The sequence below is a fragment of the Roseomonas sp. GC11 genome (assembly GCF_024437745.1).
Classification (GTDB): domain Bacteria; phylum Pseudomonadota; class Alphaproteobacteria; order Acetobacterales; family Acetobacteraceae; genus Pseudoroseomonas.
The window spans coordinates 62,014-78,336 of the sequence record NZ_JANFNY010000014.1; the positions used below are offsets into that span (position 1 = coordinate 62,014).

Annotated in this window: 12 protein-coding genes; 8 read left to right on the forward strand and 4 right to left on the reverse strand. The window is 71.3% G+C overall.

Annotation, left to right across the window (positions count from 1 at the left end):
• Positions 1-117: 117 nt before the first annotated feature.
• The 3 genes from NON00_RS06490 to NON00_RS06500 form a co-directional block, all read right to left on the reverse strand.
• Entirely contained in the window at positions 118-852 is a 735-nt protein-coding gene (locus NON00_RS06490) for a pyridoxine 5'-phosphate synthase (RefSeq protein WP_256018716.1), read from the reverse strand.
• Complete coding sequence (gene pdxA / locus NON00_RS06495; RefSeq protein WP_256018719.1) at positions 849-1,841, reverse strand: 4-hydroxythreonine-4-phosphate dehydrogenase PdxA; 993 nt, start codon at positions 1,839-1,841, stop codon at positions 849-851. Before pdxA ends, NON00_RS06490 begins: the two co-directional genes overlap by 4 nt.
• A gap of 107 nt (positions 1,842-1,948) precedes the next feature.
• Entirely contained in the window at positions 1,949-2,773 is an 825-nt protein-coding gene (locus tag NON00_RS06500) for a neutral zinc metallopeptidase (RefSeq protein WP_256018721.1), read from the reverse strand.
• Positions 2,774-3,057: 284 nt separating this feature from the next.
• Here NON00_RS06500 and NON00_RS06505 point away from each other — a divergent pair, with 284 nt between their 5' ends.
• From NON00_RS06505 to NON00_RS06540, 8 genes are all read left to right on the forward strand, one after another.
• Positions 3,058-3,828 (forward strand): IclR family transcriptional regulator, encoded by a 771-nt coding sequence (locus NON00_RS06505; RefSeq protein ID WP_256018724.1) that lies wholly within the window; start codon positions 3,058-3,060, stop codon positions 3,826-3,828.
• A 17-nt stretch (positions 3,829-3,845) separates the two neighbouring features.
• A complete protein-coding gene (locus NON00_RS06510; RefSeq protein WP_256018726.1) occupies positions 3,846-7,685 on the forward strand; it encodes a hydantoinase B/oxoprolinase family protein in 3,840 nt (1,279 codons plus the stop codon).
• A 28-nt stretch (positions 7,686-7,713) separates the two neighbouring features.
• The gene (locus tag NON00_RS06515) at positions 7,714-9,276 is read left to right on the forward strand and encodes an ABC transporter substrate-binding protein (protein ID WP_256018729.1); all 1,563 of its coding nucleotides are present in this window, start codon (positions 7,714-7,716) and stop codon (positions 9,274-9,276) included.
• Between the two features lie 13 nt (positions 9,277-9,289).
• Positions 9,290-10,297, forward strand: a complete 1,008-nt coding sequence (locus NON00_RS06520; RefSeq protein WP_256018732.1) for an ABC transporter permease — start codon at positions 9,290-9,292, stop codon at positions 10,295-10,297.
• Positions 10,294-11,148 (forward strand): ABC transporter permease, encoded by an 855-nt coding sequence (locus NON00_RS06525; protein WP_256018735.1) that lies wholly within the window; start codon positions 10,294-10,296, stop codon positions 11,146-11,148. Before NON00_RS06520 ends, NON00_RS06525 begins: the two co-directional genes overlap by 4 nt.
• The gene (locus NON00_RS06530) at positions 11,148-12,167 is read left to right on the forward strand and encodes an ABC transporter ATP-binding protein (RefSeq protein ID WP_256018737.1); all 1,020 of its coding nucleotides are present in this window, start codon (positions 11,148-11,150) and stop codon (positions 12,165-12,167) included. The genes NON00_RS06525 and NON00_RS06530 overlap by 1 nt, the downstream gene beginning before the upstream one ends.
• Positions 12,167-12,976 (forward strand): ATP-binding cassette domain-containing protein, encoded by an 810-nt coding sequence (locus NON00_RS06535; RefSeq protein ID WP_256018740.1) that lies wholly within the window; start codon positions 12,167-12,169, stop codon positions 12,974-12,976. The genes NON00_RS06530 and NON00_RS06535 overlap by 1 nt, the downstream gene beginning before the upstream one ends.
• A 132-nt stretch (positions 12,977-13,108) precedes the next feature.
• Complete coding sequence (locus NON00_RS06540) at positions 13,109-14,152, forward strand: helix-turn-helix domain-containing protein (protein ID WP_256018743.1); 1,044 nt, start codon at positions 13,109-13,111, stop codon at positions 14,150-14,152.
• Between the two features lie 147 nt (positions 14,153-14,299).
• On the opposite strand, the gene NON00_RS06545 is transcribed toward NON00_RS06540, so the two are convergent.
• On the reverse strand, positions 14,300-16,323 hold a 2,024-nt coding region (locus NON00_RS06545; protein ID WP_256018745.1), incomplete at its 5' end, for an NHLP bacteriocin export ABC transporter permease/ATPase subunit.

Here is a 16,323-nt window from a genome sequence, read left to right on the forward strand (position 1 = left end):
GCGGCGCGGCTGGCGCAAGTCTCTGTCTCCCCGGGGCCGGGGGGGTGGGCAGGTGCCACCCGCGCCGCGGAAGAAGATGGCGGCTCCGTTCCTGCGCCGCAATGGCGGCCTGCGGATCTAGTGCTGGGCGCGGCCGCGGGCGATGGCCTCGCGCATGCGGCGCACCGCCGCCGGCAGCCCCTCGAACACCGCCGCCCCCACCAGGAAATATCCGATGCTGACTTCGGAGATCTGCGGGATGGCGGCGATTCCCTCCACCGTCGTGACGTCCAGCCCATGCCCGGCATGGCAGGCGAGGCCGTGGGCGGCGGCGGCCTCGGCGCCGGCGCGCAGCCGGGCGAGCAAGGCGGGGCGGGCTTGCGGCGCGGCCTCTGCATAGGTGCCGGTGTGCAGTTCCACCGCCTGGGCGCCGAGGCGGGCCGCCGCCGCGATCTGCGCCGCATCCGGCTCGACGAAGACGGAGACTTCGATTCCCGCCCCGGCGAGGCGGCGGATGGCCGCGCCGAGATCCGGCCCGGCGCGCAGCAGGTCCAGCCCGCCTTCCGTCGTCAGCTCCTGCCGCTTCTCCGGCACGAGGCAGCAGGCGGCGGGGCGCAGGCCGAGGGCGATGCCGACCATTTCCTCCGTCGCCGCCATCTCGAAATTCAGGCGCAGCCCCGGCTCGGCGGCCATGCGGGTGGCGTCCGTGTCGCGGATATGGCGGCGATCCTCGCGCAGATGGATGGTGATGCCATCCGCCCCGGCGGCGAGGCAGGCGCGCGCCGCCTCCACCGGGTCAGGGAAGTGGCCGCCGCGCGCGTTGCGCAGCGTCGCGACGTGATCGACATTGACCGACAGGCGCAGCGGCGTCATGCGGCATTCCCCTGGTTCAGGCGGTGGGCGGCGAGGTCTGCGGCGAGGCGCAGGGCGGCGATCAGGCTGCCCGCATCGGCGCGGCCCTGGCCGGCGATGTCGAGCGCGGTGCCATGGTCCGGGCTGGTGCGCACGATGGCGAGGCCGAGGGTGACATTCACGCCCCCCGCCATGTCGAGCGTCTTCACCGGGATCAGCGCCTGGTCGTGATACATGCCGAGCGCCGCGTCATAGCCCGCCCGCGCCGTGGGGGTGAAGAGCGTGTCCGCCGGGAAGGGGCCGCGCGCGTCGATGCCCTCCGCCCGCAGCCGGGCGATGGCGGGGGCGATGATGTCGCGGTCCTCCAGCCCCATGGTGCCATCCTCCCCCGCATGGGGGTTCAGGCCGCAGAGGGCGAGGCGCGGGGCTGTGATGCCGAAATCCCGCCGCAGCCCGGCCGCCGTGGCGCGGGCGATGGCGAGGATGCGCTCTTCCGTCAGGCTTTCGATAGCGCTGCGCAGGGACTGGTGGATGGTCACCGGCACGGCGCGCAGCCCGGCGGCGGCCAGCAGCATGACCGGCGGCCCTTCCCCGGGCGCCAGCTCGGCCAGGAACTCGGTATGCCCCGGGTGGCGGAAGCCGGCGGCGGTGAGGCTGGATTTCTGGATGGGGTTGGTGACGACCGCCGCCGCCGCCCCCTGCCGCACCAGGGCCACGGCGCGCTCGATGGCGGCGATGACGGCGGGGGCGTTGCGCGGGTCGGGCCGCCCTGGCACCGCCGGCACGGCGAGGGGCAGCGGCAGCACCGGCAGCGCCGTGGCGAAGCGCGCCACGGCCTCTCCCGGATGGTGGATGACCGCGACGGGCACCCCCGCCACCAGGGCCGGATCCCCCACCAGGAAGAAGCATGGCCCGCCCTGCCGCAGGGCCTCCCAGGCGCGGGCGGTGATCTCGCCGCCGATGCCGGCCGGCTCGCCCATGGTGAGCGCAAGGGGAAGTGGCGTGTTCATGGCCTGCGATATGGTCCCGCCGCCGCGCGGCGCGCGGCGGCCCTGAAAGAAAAAAGACGGGGGTCCGGGGGAATTCCTTCCCCCGGCCTTTTTCCCCTTCCTCCCGCCTACCGCAACCCGCCGAAGCTGTCGCAGGCGACGTAATCCCCTTTCTCCATCCCGGTGCGGAACCAGGTGGCGCGCTCGGCGATGTCGCCCTGCGCCGCGGCCTCGGTGGCCGCGGTGTAGCCGGTGGGTGGCGGCAGGGGGCGGGCATCGTCGAGGGCGGCGGCGGCCAGGGCGGCCTCGACGGCGCCGGGTGTCGTGGCGGTTTGGGCCTGGCTGGCGCCCCGGGCCCAGAGCCCGGCGAAGCAATCCGCCTGCTCTTCCACGCGGCGCCAGAGGGCGCGCTGTTCCTCGGGATCCTGGCTGCGCTGCTGCAGGCCGCGCACCAGGGCGATGATGCCGAGCTGCTGCTGCACATGGTGCCCGGCGGCGTGGGCGAGCAGGTAGCCGATGGCGAGCATCCCGGCCTCCCCGCCCTGCTGGCGCAGCCGCGCGACGCGGGTGAGATCCACATAGATCCGCGCATCCGCCGGGCACCAGAAGATGCCGGCGGCGGCCGGGGCACGGTCGCAGGCCTCGGGCGGCAGGCTGGTCTGGAGGAGCGGCTCGGAGGGCTGGTAGCTGCGCTTGAGGCGGGCGAACTGCGCGCCCCAGGTGCGGTTCGTCTCCTCCAGGATCTGCGCGACGAGCTGTTCCTCCGCCGGGCCGGGCGGTTGCAGCGGCGCGGCGGCGGGGGCGCGGCCGGGGCTGCCCGCGCCCTCCGGGGCGTGGCGCAGCAGGGTGGCGCCCAGCAGGGCCAGGGGCAGGGCCAGCAGCCCGCCCAGAACGAGGCCGCGCCCTGGCCCTGTCAGCTTGTTCCATTCGCGTCGCAGGCCGTCCAGCCGCATCGGCGCTTCCTTCCGCACGAGGTCCTTCCGCGCGAGTTCTTCCGCGCGAGTCTGGGCGAGGCCCGCTCGCTCCGGGCCATGACGGTGGGGCGCGTGGCGGTCAAGGCCCCTTCGCCTGCCTTTCTGGTGGTCACTTTGCCCCTGGTTCTGCCGCGCCTGCGGGCAGTGACGCGGTGTGCGGCGCGAAAGCGGGCCGGAGGGTGGCGGGAGCATCTTGCGGGGGGAGGCGAAGCGGGCGTAGCGTCTCACTTACAGGAACTATGGTTCCATTTTTCGGAACAGCCATGACGACCCTTTCGACCGCTGGCCAGGTGTTGCGCTGCTTCTCCGCGCGGCGCCAGGAACTGACCGTGACCGAGGTCGCGGAACTGCTCTCCCTGCCGAAGAGCAATGTCTCGCGCCTGCTGCGGGCGATGCGGGAGGCAGGCTTCCTGGAGAGCGTGCCGGACAGCCGCGGCTACCGCCCCGGCATTCTGATGTTCGAGCTGGGCAACACCTATCGCCGTGATTCCGCGCTGGTGGCGCGGGCGCATGCGGCGGTGGGGCGGGTCAGCCGGGATTTCGGCCATACCGGCTATGTCAGCATCCGCGACGGCGCTGACGTGATCGGGCTGACCTTCCACGAGGGCTCGCGCATGCTGCGCGTCGGCACGCCGGTGGGGCAGCGCCTGCCGGCCTTCGCCGCCGCCACGGGGCGCGCCCTGCTCGCCCGCCTGCCGGATGAGGAGGTGGCGCGGCTGCATCCCGGCCCGCTCGCCCCGCCCAGCCCCAACGCGCCGCAGGGCATGGATGAGCTGATGCAGCGGCTGGAGGCGGTGCGCCGCGATGGCTATGCGCTGGCCATCGACGAATCCAACCCTGGCGTCGGCAGCATCGCGGTGGCCGTGGGCAATGCCGCGGGCAGCGAGGATGCCTGCCTGTGCATCGTCTACCCGCTGGCGCTGGTGGATGATGCCGAGCGTGACCGCATGATCGCCGCCCTGCTGGCCGAGGCGCGCGAGATCCATACACGGCCCGGCGCCACGGTGACCGCGCGCAGCGCCGCCGCCGCCTGATACCCCGAGGATACCAGATGAACGCTTCCGCCCCCATGGCCGGCCATCGCTGGCGCATCGGCTTCGATATCGGCGGCACCTTCACCGATTTCATCCTGTATGATTCGGCGGCGGGCAGCGTGCGGCTGCACAAGCGGCTGACGACGCCGCACGACCCTTCCATCGCCGCCCTGCAGGGGCTGGAGGAGCTGGTGGCGATGGCCGGCATCGGCCTCGCCGAGGTGGGCGAGATCATCCATGGCACCACGCTCGTCACCAATGCGGTGATCGAGCGCAAGGGCGCGAAGCTCGGCCTGATCACCACCGAGGGCTTCCGTGACATCCTGGAGATGGGCACGGAGCAGCGCTACGACATCTACGACCTCTTCCTGGGCTTCCCGGCGCCGCTGGTGCCGCGCGACCTGCGGCTGGAGGTGCCGGAGCGCATGGACCGCGATGGCAATGCCGTCACCGCGCTGGATGAGGGCGCGGTGCGCGCCGCGCTGCGCCGGCTGGTGGCGGAGGGGGTGGAGGCTGTCGCCGTCTGCTTCCTCAATGCCTACCGCAACCCGGCGCATGAGAAGCGCGTGGGCGAGATCGCGCGGGGCGAGTTCCCGCAGCTGTCCGTCTCGCTCTCGGCCGAGGTGGTGGCGGAGATGTGGGAGTATCAGCGCAGCGTCACCACCTGCGCCAATGCCTATGTGCAGCCGCTGATGGACCGCTATCTGCGGCGGCTGGAGCGCGAGCTGGCGGGGCGCGGCTTCACCGGCGCGCTGCGGCTGATGCATTCGGCGGGTGGCCTCGTCTCGCCGGCCACGGCGCGGGCCTTTCCCATCCGCCTGCTGGAATCGGGCCCCGCGGGGGGCGGCCTGGCCACCGCGCTGTTCGGCACGCTGGCCGGGCAGAAGGATGTCATTTCCTTCGACATGGGCGGCACCACGGCCAAGGCCTGCATGATCGAGGATGGCCGCGTCGAGATCGCGCCGATGCTGGAGGCGGGCCGCGTGCACCGCTTCAGCAAGGGCTCGGGCCTGCCGATCAAGGCGCCGGTGATCGACATGATCGAGATCGGGGCCGGGGGCGGCTCGATCGCCGCGATCGACGCGGTGGGGCTGCTCAAGGTCGGGCCGCATTCCGCCGGGTCCGATCCTGGCCCCGCCTGCTATGGCATGGGCGGTACGAAGCCGACGGTGACGGACGCCAATCTCGTCCTCGGCTACTACGATCCCGGCTTCTTCCTCGGCGGGCGGATGACGCTCGACCTCGAGGCCGCGCGCCGCGCGGTGGAGAGCGTGGCGGCGCCGCTGAAGCTCGATGTGATGGAGGCCGCCTGGGGCATCCACAAGGTGGTGGTCGAGAGCATGGCCGCCGCCGCCCGCGTGCATCTGGTGGAGAAGGGCAAGGACCCACGCGGCTATGCCATGGTGGGCTTCGGCGGTGCCGGCCCGGCCCATGCCGCCGATGTCGCCCGCGCGCTCGGCGTGCGGGAGGTGATCATTCCGCCGGCCTCGGGCGCGGCCTCGGCGCTCGGCTTCCTCGCCGCGCCGCTCTCCTTCGAATCCGCGCGTTCGCTGCCGGTGGAGTTCTCGCCGGGCTTCGATGCCGTGCTGGTCAATGGCGTGCTCGATGAGCTCGCCGCCGAGGGCCGCGCGCGCCTGCTGGAAGCCGGGGTGAAGCCGGAGGATATCCGCACCGAGCGCAGCGCCGATATGCGCCTTGTCGGCCAGATGCACGACATCGCCGTGCCGCTGCCGGAGGGCGCCATCACCGCCGCGACACTGGACGAAATCCGCGCCGCCTTCGCCCGCGTCTATGCCGCGCGCTACACCTCGCTCTATGAGGGTGCGCGGATCGAGGCGATCAATTTCCGCGTCCGCTGTGTCGGGCCGGAGCCGGTGCTGTCGCTGACCGGCGCGGTGGGCGGCGGTGATGCCAGCGCCAAGGTGAAGGGCACGCGCCGCGCCTGGTTCGAGGGCGGCTGGCAGGAGGCGGTGGTCTATGACCGCTATGCCCTGGTCGCCGGTGACCGGATCCCCGGCCCCGCCATCATCGAGGAGCGCGAATCCACCACCATCGTGCCGCCGGGCGATGTGGTCGCGGTGGATGGCGGGCTGAACCTGCGCATCGCCATCGCCGCCACGGCCCAGGCCGGCGCGCTGGTGACGCCGGAGATGCCGCTGGAAGAAGCCTGCGCCCGCATCGAGGCCGACCCGATCGCGCTCGAGATCATGTGGTCCCGCCTGGTGACGGTGGTGGAGGAGATGTGGCTGACGGTCTGTCGCACCGCCTTCTCGCTCGTCATCTCCGAAAGCCAGGACTTCGCCTGCGAGCTGCTCGATCCGGAAGGCGAGACGCTGGCGCATTCGCCGCGCGCCATGCCGGTCTTCAATCTCTGCCTGCCGCTGGCGGTGAAGGCGCTGCTGGAAAAATATCCCTCCCACACGCTGCAGCCGGGCGATGTGCTGATCACGAATGATCCCTGGCTCTGCGCCGGGCATCTCTTCGACATCGCCATCGTCACCCCGGTCTTCCAGGGCGGCAAGGTGGTCGGTCTGATGGGCACGGTGGGCCATGTCTCCGACATCGGCGGCACCAAGGATTCGCTGCGGGCGCGCGAGATCTTTGAGGAGGGGTTGCAGATCCCGCCGATGAAGCTCTACGAGGCGGGCCGGCCGAGCGAGGCGCTCTTCACCCTGCTGCGCGAGAATGTGCGCAACCCGGAGCAGGTGCTGGGCGATGTCCATTCCTTCGTCGCCGCCAACCGCCTCGGGGCCGAGCGCCTGCTGGCCTTCATGGCCGATTACGGCATGCAGGATCTGCGCGCCCTGGCCACGGTGGTGCAGCGCCGCTCGGAAACCGCGATGCGCGAGGCCATCCGCGCCCTGCCCGATGGCATCTATCGCTCCACCATCAGCAACAATCCGCTGGGGCAGGTGCTGTCCTACCCGCTGAAGCTGACGGTCGAGGGGGATGCGATCGAGCTGGACTTCGATGGCGCCCCGCCGCAGCTGCCGCAGGGCGGCCTGAACAGCACGATGAACTACACGGCGGCGCATGCCACCTATCCGCTGAAATGCATGCTGACGCCTGGCGTGCGCGGCAATGCCGGCTGCTACCGCCCCTTCACGGTGAAGGCGCCGGAAGGCTCGGTGCTGAACGCGAAGCGCCCGGCGGCGGTGAATATGCGCACCCGCACCGGCTGGTATCTGGCGCCCAACATCTTCCGCGCGCTCTCCGGTGCCGCGCCGGACAAGGTGCAGGCCAATACCGGCCTGCCCATGGCCGCCTATGTCTATGGCCAGGATGAGAGCGGCCGCACCTATTCGGACATGCTCTTCATCGGCGGTGGCCAGGGCGCTTCGGCGCATGGCGATGGCAAGTCCGGCCTGCTCTGGCCGACCTCCGCCTCCAACACCTCGATCGAGCTGTTCGAGGCGCGCGTGCCGGTGCTGGTGGTGGAGAAGACCTACCTGCCCGACAGCGGTGGCCCCGGCGCGCATCGTGGTGGCCTCGGCCAGCGCGTGCGGCTGCGCAAGCTGCGCGAGGATGGGCTTGTGAGCTTCGTCTCCGTCTATCCTGAGGGTGTCGGCAACCCGATCCCCGGCCTGTTCGGCGGCGAGGCCGGGCGTGGCGCGCGGGGCCGCGTGCTGGACGGGAGCGGCGCGGTGCTGGAGGATTGCGGCACGGGGCGGCTCGTGCAGGTCACGGGGCCGGGCGAGATCGTCGAGATCTGCATCGCCGGCGGCTCCGGCTATGGCGACCCGGCGCGGCGCGCGCCGGAGGCCGTGGCACGCGATGTGCGTCTGGGCATGGTGACCGAGGAGGGCGCCGCGCGCGACTATGCCGCGGCGATGGAGCAGCAGGCGGAGCCAGCCTGAACCGGCCCGCGAGACAGGAGGCGAGAGCATGACGGAACTGACGAGGCGCGGCATTCTGGCCGGCGGCGCGGCCGCCGTATCGGCCCTGATGCTCGGGGGCGGGGAGGCGGCGGCACAGGGCCGCCGCACCCTGGTGCTGGCCAGCAACCAGGACATCCCGAATTTCGACCCGCATCTGGCCTCCGGCTATTCCACCAGCTGGATGATGCGCAACGTCTATGATTCCCTCGTGCGGGTGGAAGGCAACCCGCCGAAGCCCGTGCCGCATCTCGCCGCCTCCTGGACGATTTCCGAGGATGGCCGCGAATACGTCTTCAGGCTGAACCCGGCGGCGAAGTTCAATGACGGCACGCCGGTCGATGCGGAGGCGGTGCGCTACTCCTTCGAGCGCATCCTGCGCCTCAACCGCGGCAATGTCTGGATGATCGCCGGCATCGTGAAGCCCGGCAGCATCGAGGTGGTGGACGCCCAGACGGTGCGCTTCCGCCTCGCCACGGCCTTCGTGCCCTTCCTGCAGGTCCTGCCCTGGATCTGGATCGTCAACCCGAAGCAGGTCGAGGCCAACAAGGGCGAGGATGACGGGCAGACCTGGCTGCGCGGCAACCTCGCCGGCTCCGGCGCCTTCGCCGTGCGCCGCGCCGAGCCGGGCAATCTCTATGAGCTGGAGCGCGTCGCCGGTCACTGGCGCCAGGGGGGCGGCAATCTCACCGGCGCCATCTGGAAGATCACGCGCGAGACGGCGACGCAGCGCCTGATGGTCCAGCGTGGCGAGGCGCAGATCGCCCTCGACCTCACCAGCGAGGACATGGACACGCTGAAGGGCCGCCCCGGCCTCGATCTGGTGATCGAGCCGGAATACCGCACCTTCCAGATCAAGATGAACACGCGGCACGGCCCGCTGATGGACGCCAATCTGCGCCGCGCCATCTCCTGCGCCTTCAACTATCAGGCGATGCTCGATGTCGCCGGCTATGCCGAGCTGATGAAGGGCCCGCTGCCCGACAGCATCGACGGCTTCGACACAGCGCTTCAGCCCTGGCGGATGGATCTGGCCCGCGCCAAAGACTTCCTGGCGAAGTCGGCGCATCCGAATGGCGGCATCAAGCTGGTCATCACCCATGTGTCGGGGCTGGAGCAGCAGCGCCGCTGGGCGCTCATCCTGCTCGACAGCCTGCGCGCCCTCAACATCGAGCTGGAAATCCGCTCCGCCATCTGGCCGGATCTCGTCGCCTCCTGCCGCTCGCCGGAGACGTTGGCCGATTTCTTCCCCGTCTACCAGACCGCCAATTACGGTGACCCGGACAATCTCGCCTTCGCCGGCTTCCATTCCTCGCGCAACGGCAACTGGCAGAACCCGGTTTATGCGAACCCGAAGGTGGACGCGCTGATCGTCAGCGCCCGCGCCGAGACGGACCCGGAAAAGCGCCGCGCCCTCTATGCCGAGTTCCAGCGCATCGTCATGGACGATGCCTGCGACATCTTCGGCGTTCTGGAGAAGCGCAAGCTGGCCCTGCGGAACAATGTGAAGGGCTTCGTCTTCACCCCCGTCGCGTCCAACGCGCCGGACCTCTTCCCGCTGTCGCTGGGCTGAGCAGGGAGGCCCCATGATCCGTTACATCCTGCGGCGGCTTCTGCTGCTGGTGCCGGTGCTGGTGGGGCTGTCCATGCTGGTCTTCGCCATCGCCCGGCTGCTGCCGGGCGATCCGGTGCGCCTCGCCGCCGGGCCGAATGCCACGGCGGCGGATGTCGCCTCCGTCGCCCGCGAATTCGGCCTCGACCAGCCCTTGCCACTGCAATACTGGCACTATGTCAGCGGCCTGGTGCGGGGCGACTGGGGCGTCTCCATCTTCAGCCGCCGCCCCGTGATCGAGGATCTCGCCACCTATCTGCCGGCGACGCTCGAACTCGTGCTGGCGGCCATGCTGCTCGCCATTTCCATCGGTATCCCGGCGGGGCTGATGGCGGCGGTTTGGCGCGACCGCTGGCCGGATTTCCTCTCGCGCGCTATCTCGCTCGGCGCCATTTCCATGCCGCGCTTCTTCCTTGGCCTGCTCTTCCAGCTGGGCTTCGCCATGTGGCTGGGCTGGCTGCCGCTCTCCGGCCGCTTCCCGCTCACCGAGGACCCGCCCGCCACCATCACCGGCCTGCTGACGCTGGATGCGCTGCTCGGCGGCAATCCGCACGCCTTCGCCATCGCGCTCCAGCACCTCGCGCTTCCGGCCATCGCCATGTCGCTCTCGCCGCTGGCCACCATCACCCGCATGATGCGCGCCTCGACCATCGAGGTGCTGCAACAGGATTACGTCACCACCGAGCGCGCCCTCGGCCTGCCCGCGCGGCTCATCCTGTTCAAATACGTGCTGAAGAACGCCGTCTCCGCCACGCTCACCGTCATCGGGCTTTACTTCGGCTGGCTGCTCGGCGGCACCGTGCTGGTGGAGACCGTGTTCGACTGGCCGGGCCTCGGCCTCTACGCCACCCAGGCGGTGCTGACCCAGGATTTCATGCCGATCATCGGCGTCACGCTCTGCATCGGAACGCTGTTCGTGCTCGTCAATCTGCTGGTGGACCTGATCTATGGTCTGCTCAACCCGCGCGTGCGCCTGCGATGAACGCCGAGCGCTTCCGCCGCGGCCTCTACCGCTTCCGCCGCTCCTGGGTCTCGGTGCTCGGGCTCGGCATCGTGCTGGTGCTGCTGCTGGTGGCGCTGCTCGGCACCGCCATCGTGCCGCACCCGGAGCATGTGGCGGGCCTCGTGCAGACCGGCGCGCGCTTCCAGCCGCCTTCCGCCACCTGGTGGTTCGGCACCAACGAGGTGGGGCAGGATGTCTTCTCCCTCACCCTCGCCGGCACGCGCGTCTCGCTGCTGGCGGGCATGGCGGTGGTGGTGGTGGGCGCCGGCGTCGGCGTGCTGGCGGGGGCCATCGCCGGCTTCTTCGGCGGCTGGATCGATGAACTCCTGATGCGCCTCTCCGACCTGATGCTGACGGTACCGAGCCTCATCCTCGCCATGGCGGTGGCCGCGGCGCTGGGGCCGGGCACGGGCAACATGATCTTCGCCATCGCCCTCTCCTGGTGGCCGGGCTATGCCCGCCTCGTCCGCGGCGAGGTGATGGCGAAGAAGGAGGAACAGTTCGTCACCGCCGCCCGCGCCATGGGCGCCGGTCCCGCGCGGCTGCTGCGCCGGCATATCCTGCCCAACATCGTCTCGCCGGTGATCGTGAAGATGTCGCTCGACATGGGCTTCGCCATCCTCACCGTCGCCTCGCTCGGCTTCGTCGGCATCGGCGTCAAGCCGCCCACGCCGGAATGGGGCTCGCTCCTCTCCGTCGCCCGCGCCAACATGCCGGATTACTGGTGGACGGCCATCTTCCCCGGCCTCGCCATCTTCCTCGCCGTCTTCGGCTTCAACCTGCTGGGCGACGGCCTGCGCGACCTGCTCGACCCCAAGGCCCGCCGCTGATGCCCCTGCTGGAAATCCGCGACCTGCACCTGCACATGCGCTCCTTCGATGGCGAGGCGCATGTGCTCAACGGCATCAACCTCACCGTCGAGCGCGGCGAGATCTGGGGCATCGTCGGCGAGACGGGGTGCGGCAAGTCGCTGACGGGGCTGTCCGTCTCCCGCCTCGTGCCCACGCCGCCCGCCCGCTACGCGCGCGGCGAGATCCTGCTGGAGGGGGAGAACCTCCTGGCGGCCACCGAGGCCCGCATGCGCGCCCTGCGCGGCCGCCGCATCGGCATGATCTTCCAGGACCCCACCACCAACCTGAACCCGGTCTTCCGCATCGGCGAGCAGCTCACCGATGTCGCGCTCCATGCCGGGCGGGGGGAGCCGGCGCTGCTCGGCCTCGCCCCGGGCGCCTCCGGCGGCGCGCTCCGCCGCGCCGCGCGGGAACATGCCCTGGCCATGCTGGAGCATGTCGGCATCCCCAACGCCGCCGCGCGGATGGAGGATTACCCGCACCAGTTCTCTGGCGGCATGCGCCAGCGCGTCCTCATCGCCATGGCGCTGATCGGCCGCCCGCATCTGCTCATCGCGGATGAGCCGACCACGGCGCTCGATGTCTCCGTGCAGGCGCAGATCCTGCGGCTGATCCATGATCTGGTGCGGGAGCACAACCTGGGCGTGCTCTTCATCACCCACAATCTCGGCGTGGTGGCGCAGCTCTGCACCCATGTCGCGGTGATGTATGCCGGCAATGTCGTGGAGGCCGGGCCGGTGCGCGCCGTGCTGAAATCGCCCGTGCATCCCTATACCCGCGCGCTGCTGGAGGCCCTGCCGCGCGCCGGCCTCGCGCGCGGCGCGCTGCGGGGCCTCGCCGGCACCGTGCCGTCGCTGATCGCGCCGCCGCGCGGCTGCCGCTTCGCCTCCCGCTGCACCCGCGCGGAACCGGCCTGCCAGGAAGGCGCGCCGCCCCTCGACGCGGTGGGCGAGGCGCACCGCGTCGCCTGCTTCGTCGCCGCGCGGGAGGCCGCGTGATGCTGAAGGTCGAAGGCGTCAGCAAGGTTTATGGCGGCGAGCGCCGCGGTTTCTTCGGCCGCGCGCCGGAGGTGGCGGCGCTGCGCGATGTCAGCCTCGCCCTCCGCCGCGGCGAGAGCTTCGGCCTGGTGGGGGAGTCCGGCTCCGGCAAGACGACGCTGACGCGCTGCCTGCTGCGCCTCGAAGAGGTCTCCGCCGGGCGCATCCTCTTCGAGGGCGAGGATATCGCCCGCCTCTCCCCCGCCGGGCTGCGCGCCCTGCGGGCACGCGTGCAGATCGTCTTCCAGGACCCCTACGCCTCGCTGAACCCGCGCCTCAGCATCGCCGAGATCGTCACCGAGCCGATGGAAATCCACCGCGCGCGGCTCGGCCTCGATGCCCGCGCGCGGCGCGACCGCGCGGCGGAACTGCTGGAGCGCGTCGGCCTCGGGCCGCAGCATCTCGGCCGCTTCCCGCATGAATTCTCCGGCGGCCAGCGCCAGCGCATCGGCATCGCCCGCGCCCTGGCCACCGCGCCGGACCTGCTCATCCTCGACGAGCCGACCAGCGCCCTCGACGTCTCCGTCCAGGCCCAGGTGCTCAACCTGCTGCACGACCTGCAGCAGCAGATGGGGCTGACCTATTTCTTCATCAGCCACGATCTTGGCGTCATCCGTTATGTCTGTGACCGCGTGGCGCTGATCTATCGCGGCCAGCTGGTCGAGGAGGGCGAGGCCGAGGCCCTCTTCCGCGCCCCGCGCAGCGACTATGCGCGCAGCCTCCTCGCCGCCATGCCGGATCCTGACCCCGATCTTTCTCCATTCCGATAGTGCAACGCATCCCCGTTCGCGCAATACTATGCTGCGCTGCACAGAAAGGGGATGGTTCGCATGGGAGCTTCTCCACCACGTGTGCGGGGCCGCTCTGGCCGCGCGGCTCCGCTGCCGCTAGGTTCGGCCGCGATGTCCGAAGCCGCCTCCGCCCTCGCCGCCGCAGCCATGCGCTTTTCCAACGCCATGGTCGCCTCGCCGGAGGAAGCCTTCTGGGCCTGGCGCAGCATCGCCGGCGTGTTCTTCGATGTCGCCATCGCCCACCCCGAGGCGATGGAACGCTTCCAGGTCGAGGTGGAGAGCCACAATCTCGGCGGCGTGGTGATCGGCCGTGTCGCCGCCAGCGCGCAGGTCTTCCGCCGCTCCTCCTTCACCATCGCGCGCACGGGGATGGACCACTACCTCGTCCAGTTCTACCGCCGCGGCGGCTATCGCGGCGTGGCGGGGGAGCGGCCCATCCTGGTACGGCCGGGCGATATCAGCATCCTCGACATGGCGCAGACCCTGCACACCGAGGCGGAGGATTTCGAGAATATCACGCTGGTCCTGCCGCGCCCCTCGCTCGCCCCGCTGGTGCCGGTGCCGGAGGCGCTGCACGGCGTGGTTGTGGAGGGCGCGACGCCGCTCGGCCGCATGCTCGCCGGCCATCTGGCGCAGTTGCAGGAATGCGGCGGGCAGATGAGCCAGGCCGAGGCCCAGCCGCTGTTGCAGGCCACCGCCATGCTGGTCGCCGCCTGCGTCGCGCCCGTGCTGGCCAGCCGGCAGGATAGCCCGGCGCCGGTGCATACGCCGTCCATCGTGCTGATCCGCCGCTTCATCGAGAGCAATCTGGCCATCCCCGACCTGTCGCCCGAGACGCTGATGCGCCAGTTCGGTGTCTCCCGCCCCACGCTCTACCGCCTGTTCGAGCCCTATGGCGGGGTGGCCTCCTATATCCGCCGCCGCCGGCTGGAACGCTGCTTCCAGGAAATCACCGCCGCCGTGCCGGAGCGCCGCCGCATCGCCGAGATCGCCTATGGCTGGGGCTTTCGCAACGAGGCCGCTTTCAGCCGCAGCTTCCGCGAGGCCTTCGGCATGTCCCCGCGCGAGGCCCGCATGGCCGGCAATCTGCGCCCCGTTCCCGCGCCCGTCCCGGAGGGGGAGCCGGCGACCACGGGATGGATCCGGCGGTTGTAGCTCATAAGAGAATCTTCTTTTTCTAAAGAAAAAGAAGCAAAAAGATTTTTCCAGGCTGCCGCCGTCTCCCGTCCAGGCGGGACGCCACACGGAGAAAAGTTTTTTGGTTCTTTTTTTCAGAAAAGAACGTTTTCTTTTTGATTTTTCTTAAACCAGCTGCCGTTCCGCCAGGCTGCGGAAGAACCCGCCCGCCGCCATCAATTCGGCATAGCGCCCGCTTTCGCTGATGCGCCCCTCGCGCAGCACCAGGATGCGGTCCGCCCGCATGACGGTGCTGAGGCGGTGGGCGATGACGATGCGCGTGGCGCTCAGCCGGTCCAGGCTCTCGGTGACAATGGCCTGGGTGCGGTTGTCGAGGGCGCTGGTGGCTTCGTCGAGCAGCAGGATGCGCGGCCGGGCGATGATGGCGCGCGCCAGCAGGATGCGCTGCACCTGCCCGCCCGAGAGCGCGCCACCCGATTCCGCCACCACGGTGCGCAGCCCCATCGGCAGGGCGCGCAGATCGGCGGCGAGGCCGACGCGCTCCGCTGCCTCCCAGGCCTCGGCCTCGCCCAGATGCAGGCTGGCGCCCAGGATATTGTCCAGCAGGCTGCCCGGCATCAGCCGCCCGCCCTGCAGCACGACGCCGAGTTGCCGGCGCACCGCCTGCGGGTCCAGCCCGCGCAGCTCCTGCCCGTCATAGAGCACGGCGCCGGACTCTGGCTGCTCGAAGCCCAGCAGCAGGCGCAGCAGGGTGGATTTGCCGCCGCCCGAGGGGCCGACCACCGCCACATAGGCCCCGGCCGGCACCTCCAGGCTGAGATCATCGAAGAGCAGCGGCGTATCCGGGCGGTAGCGGAAGCGCAGGTGGCGCAGTTCCACCGCGCCGCTCAGCGGGCCGGGGTCGTGGCGCGGCCCGCCGCTTTCCGGCACCGCCTGGAGGATGGGCGCGGCATGGGCATAGAGCGGCTTCAGCCCCGCCACCTGCACCAGCGCGGCGGAGAGGGCGGCCAGCCCCCCCAGCGCCTGGGTGAAGGCGTTGAGGAAGGCCAGCAGCGCCCCGAGCCCGAGCGCCCCCGCCCCCTCCGCCAGCCCCAGCAGGTGGATGGCGCCGAAGAGAAGCGCGCTGGCGAGCGGCGGGGCGAGGCCCCCCGCCAGTTCGGAGAGGCCCCCGGTCTGCGCCGCCAGGAAGCGCTGGCGCGAGAGCCGCGCCTGCAGCCGCGCCCAGCGCAGGAAGGCGCGCTGCTCGGCCGCCGCCAGCCGCAGCTTGGCGATGCCGCCGGCCAGTTGCAGCAGCAGCCCGGCGGCCTCGGCGCCGAGCGCCACCACCTCCCGCTCCTGCCGGATGCGCCGCCGGCCGAGCAGCAGCACCGCCAGGGCCAGGGCCAGCAGCGGCCCGAGCGCCACCAGCGCCAGCGGCGGCGAATACCAGGCCATCAGCCCGAGCGAGAGCAGCGCCACCCCGCCCTGTAGCAGGCTGCCGATCATCGCCGCGCCGATGGTGCGCTCGATGGCCTGGATGGCCAGGGCGCGGCGGGCCAGGGCGCCGGCGCTGTGGTCACGGAAGAAGCCCACCGGCAGGCGCAGCAGGCGGTCCATCACCGCGGCCTGGAGGCGGGTGCCGGCGCGGCCCTCGATGCGCAGCGCGGCGCGCTGCACCGCCTGCCGCAGCACCAGCCCGGCCAGCGCCAGCACCAGCAGCACCACCGCCAGTTCCAGCAGGCGGGGCCGGTCCTGCGTGGGGATGACGCTGTCCACCAGCACGCCCATCGCCATCGGCACGCCGAGGTTGAGCAGCCCCACCGCGGCCCCCAGGCCAAGCAGGGTGGCGGTATCGCCGCGTGCCCAGCGCAGCAGGTTGCCGCCGATCTCCCACCCCGCCAGCGGGCGCGCGGGCAAAGGCGGGTAGAACTGCCAGGCCTCGCCGCGCAGCGCCGCGGCCGCCGCCGGGGGGAGGGGGGAGAGGCGCTCCTCCACCGGGTCATAGAGCCGCCAGCCGCCGCGCAGCGGGCGGGGCAGCAGGGCGAGGGGCCGGCCATCCCCGGCGCGCAGCAGCAGCAGCGGCCCGGCATCGTGCCGCCACCAGCCGGCCTCCAGCCGCACGGCGCGGGCGCGCAGGCGGTTGGCCTCCAGGATGTCTTCCAGCGTGGGCGGGCGGGCCTCGCCGTGGTCGCGGCGCGGCGGCGGGGGGG

Excerpts from the sequence above, each read along its gene's own strand:
- NON00_RS06490 (WP_256018716.1), bottom strand. The coding sequence starts at position 852 with ATGACGCCGCTGCGCCTGTCGGTCAATGTCGATCACGTCGCGACGCTG.
- pdxA (WP_256018719.1), bottom strand. The coding sequence starts at position 1,841 with ATGAACACGCCACTTCCCCTTGCGCTCACCATGGGCGAGCCGGCCGGC.
- NON00_RS06500 (WP_256018721.1), bottom strand. The coding sequence starts at position 2,773 with ATGCGGCTGGACGGCCTGCGACGCGAATGGAACAAGCTGACAGGGCCA.
- NON00_RS06505 (WP_256018724.1), top strand. The coding sequence starts at position 3,058 with ATGACGACCCTTTCGACCGCTGGCCAGGTGTTGCGCTGCTTCTCCGCG.
- NON00_RS06510 (WP_256018726.1), top strand. The coding sequence starts at position 3,846 with ATGAACGCTTCCGCCCCCATGGCCGGCCATCGCTGGCGCATCGGCTTC.
- NON00_RS06515 (WP_256018729.1), top strand. The coding sequence starts at position 7,714 with ATGACGGAACTGACGAGGCGCGGCATTCTGGCCGGCGGCGCGGCCGCC.
- NON00_RS06520 (WP_256018732.1), top strand. The coding sequence starts at position 9,290 with ATGATCCGTTACATCCTGCGGCGGCTTCTGCTGCTGGTGCCGGTGCTG.
- NON00_RS06525 (WP_256018735.1), top strand. The coding sequence starts at position 10,294 with ATGAACGCCGAGCGCTTCCGCCGCGGCCTCTACCGCTTCCGCCGCTCC.
- NON00_RS06530 (WP_256018737.1), top strand. The coding sequence starts at position 11,148 with ATGCCCCTGCTGGAAATCCGCGACCTGCACCTGCACATGCGCTCCTTC.
- NON00_RS06535 (WP_256018740.1), top strand. The coding sequence starts at position 12,167 with ATGCTGAAGGTCGAAGGCGTCAGCAAGGTTTATGGCGGCGAGCGCCGC.
- NON00_RS06540 (WP_256018743.1), top strand. The coding sequence starts at position 13,109 with ATGTCCGAAGCCGCCTCCGCCCTCGCCGCCGCAGCCATGCGCTTTTCC.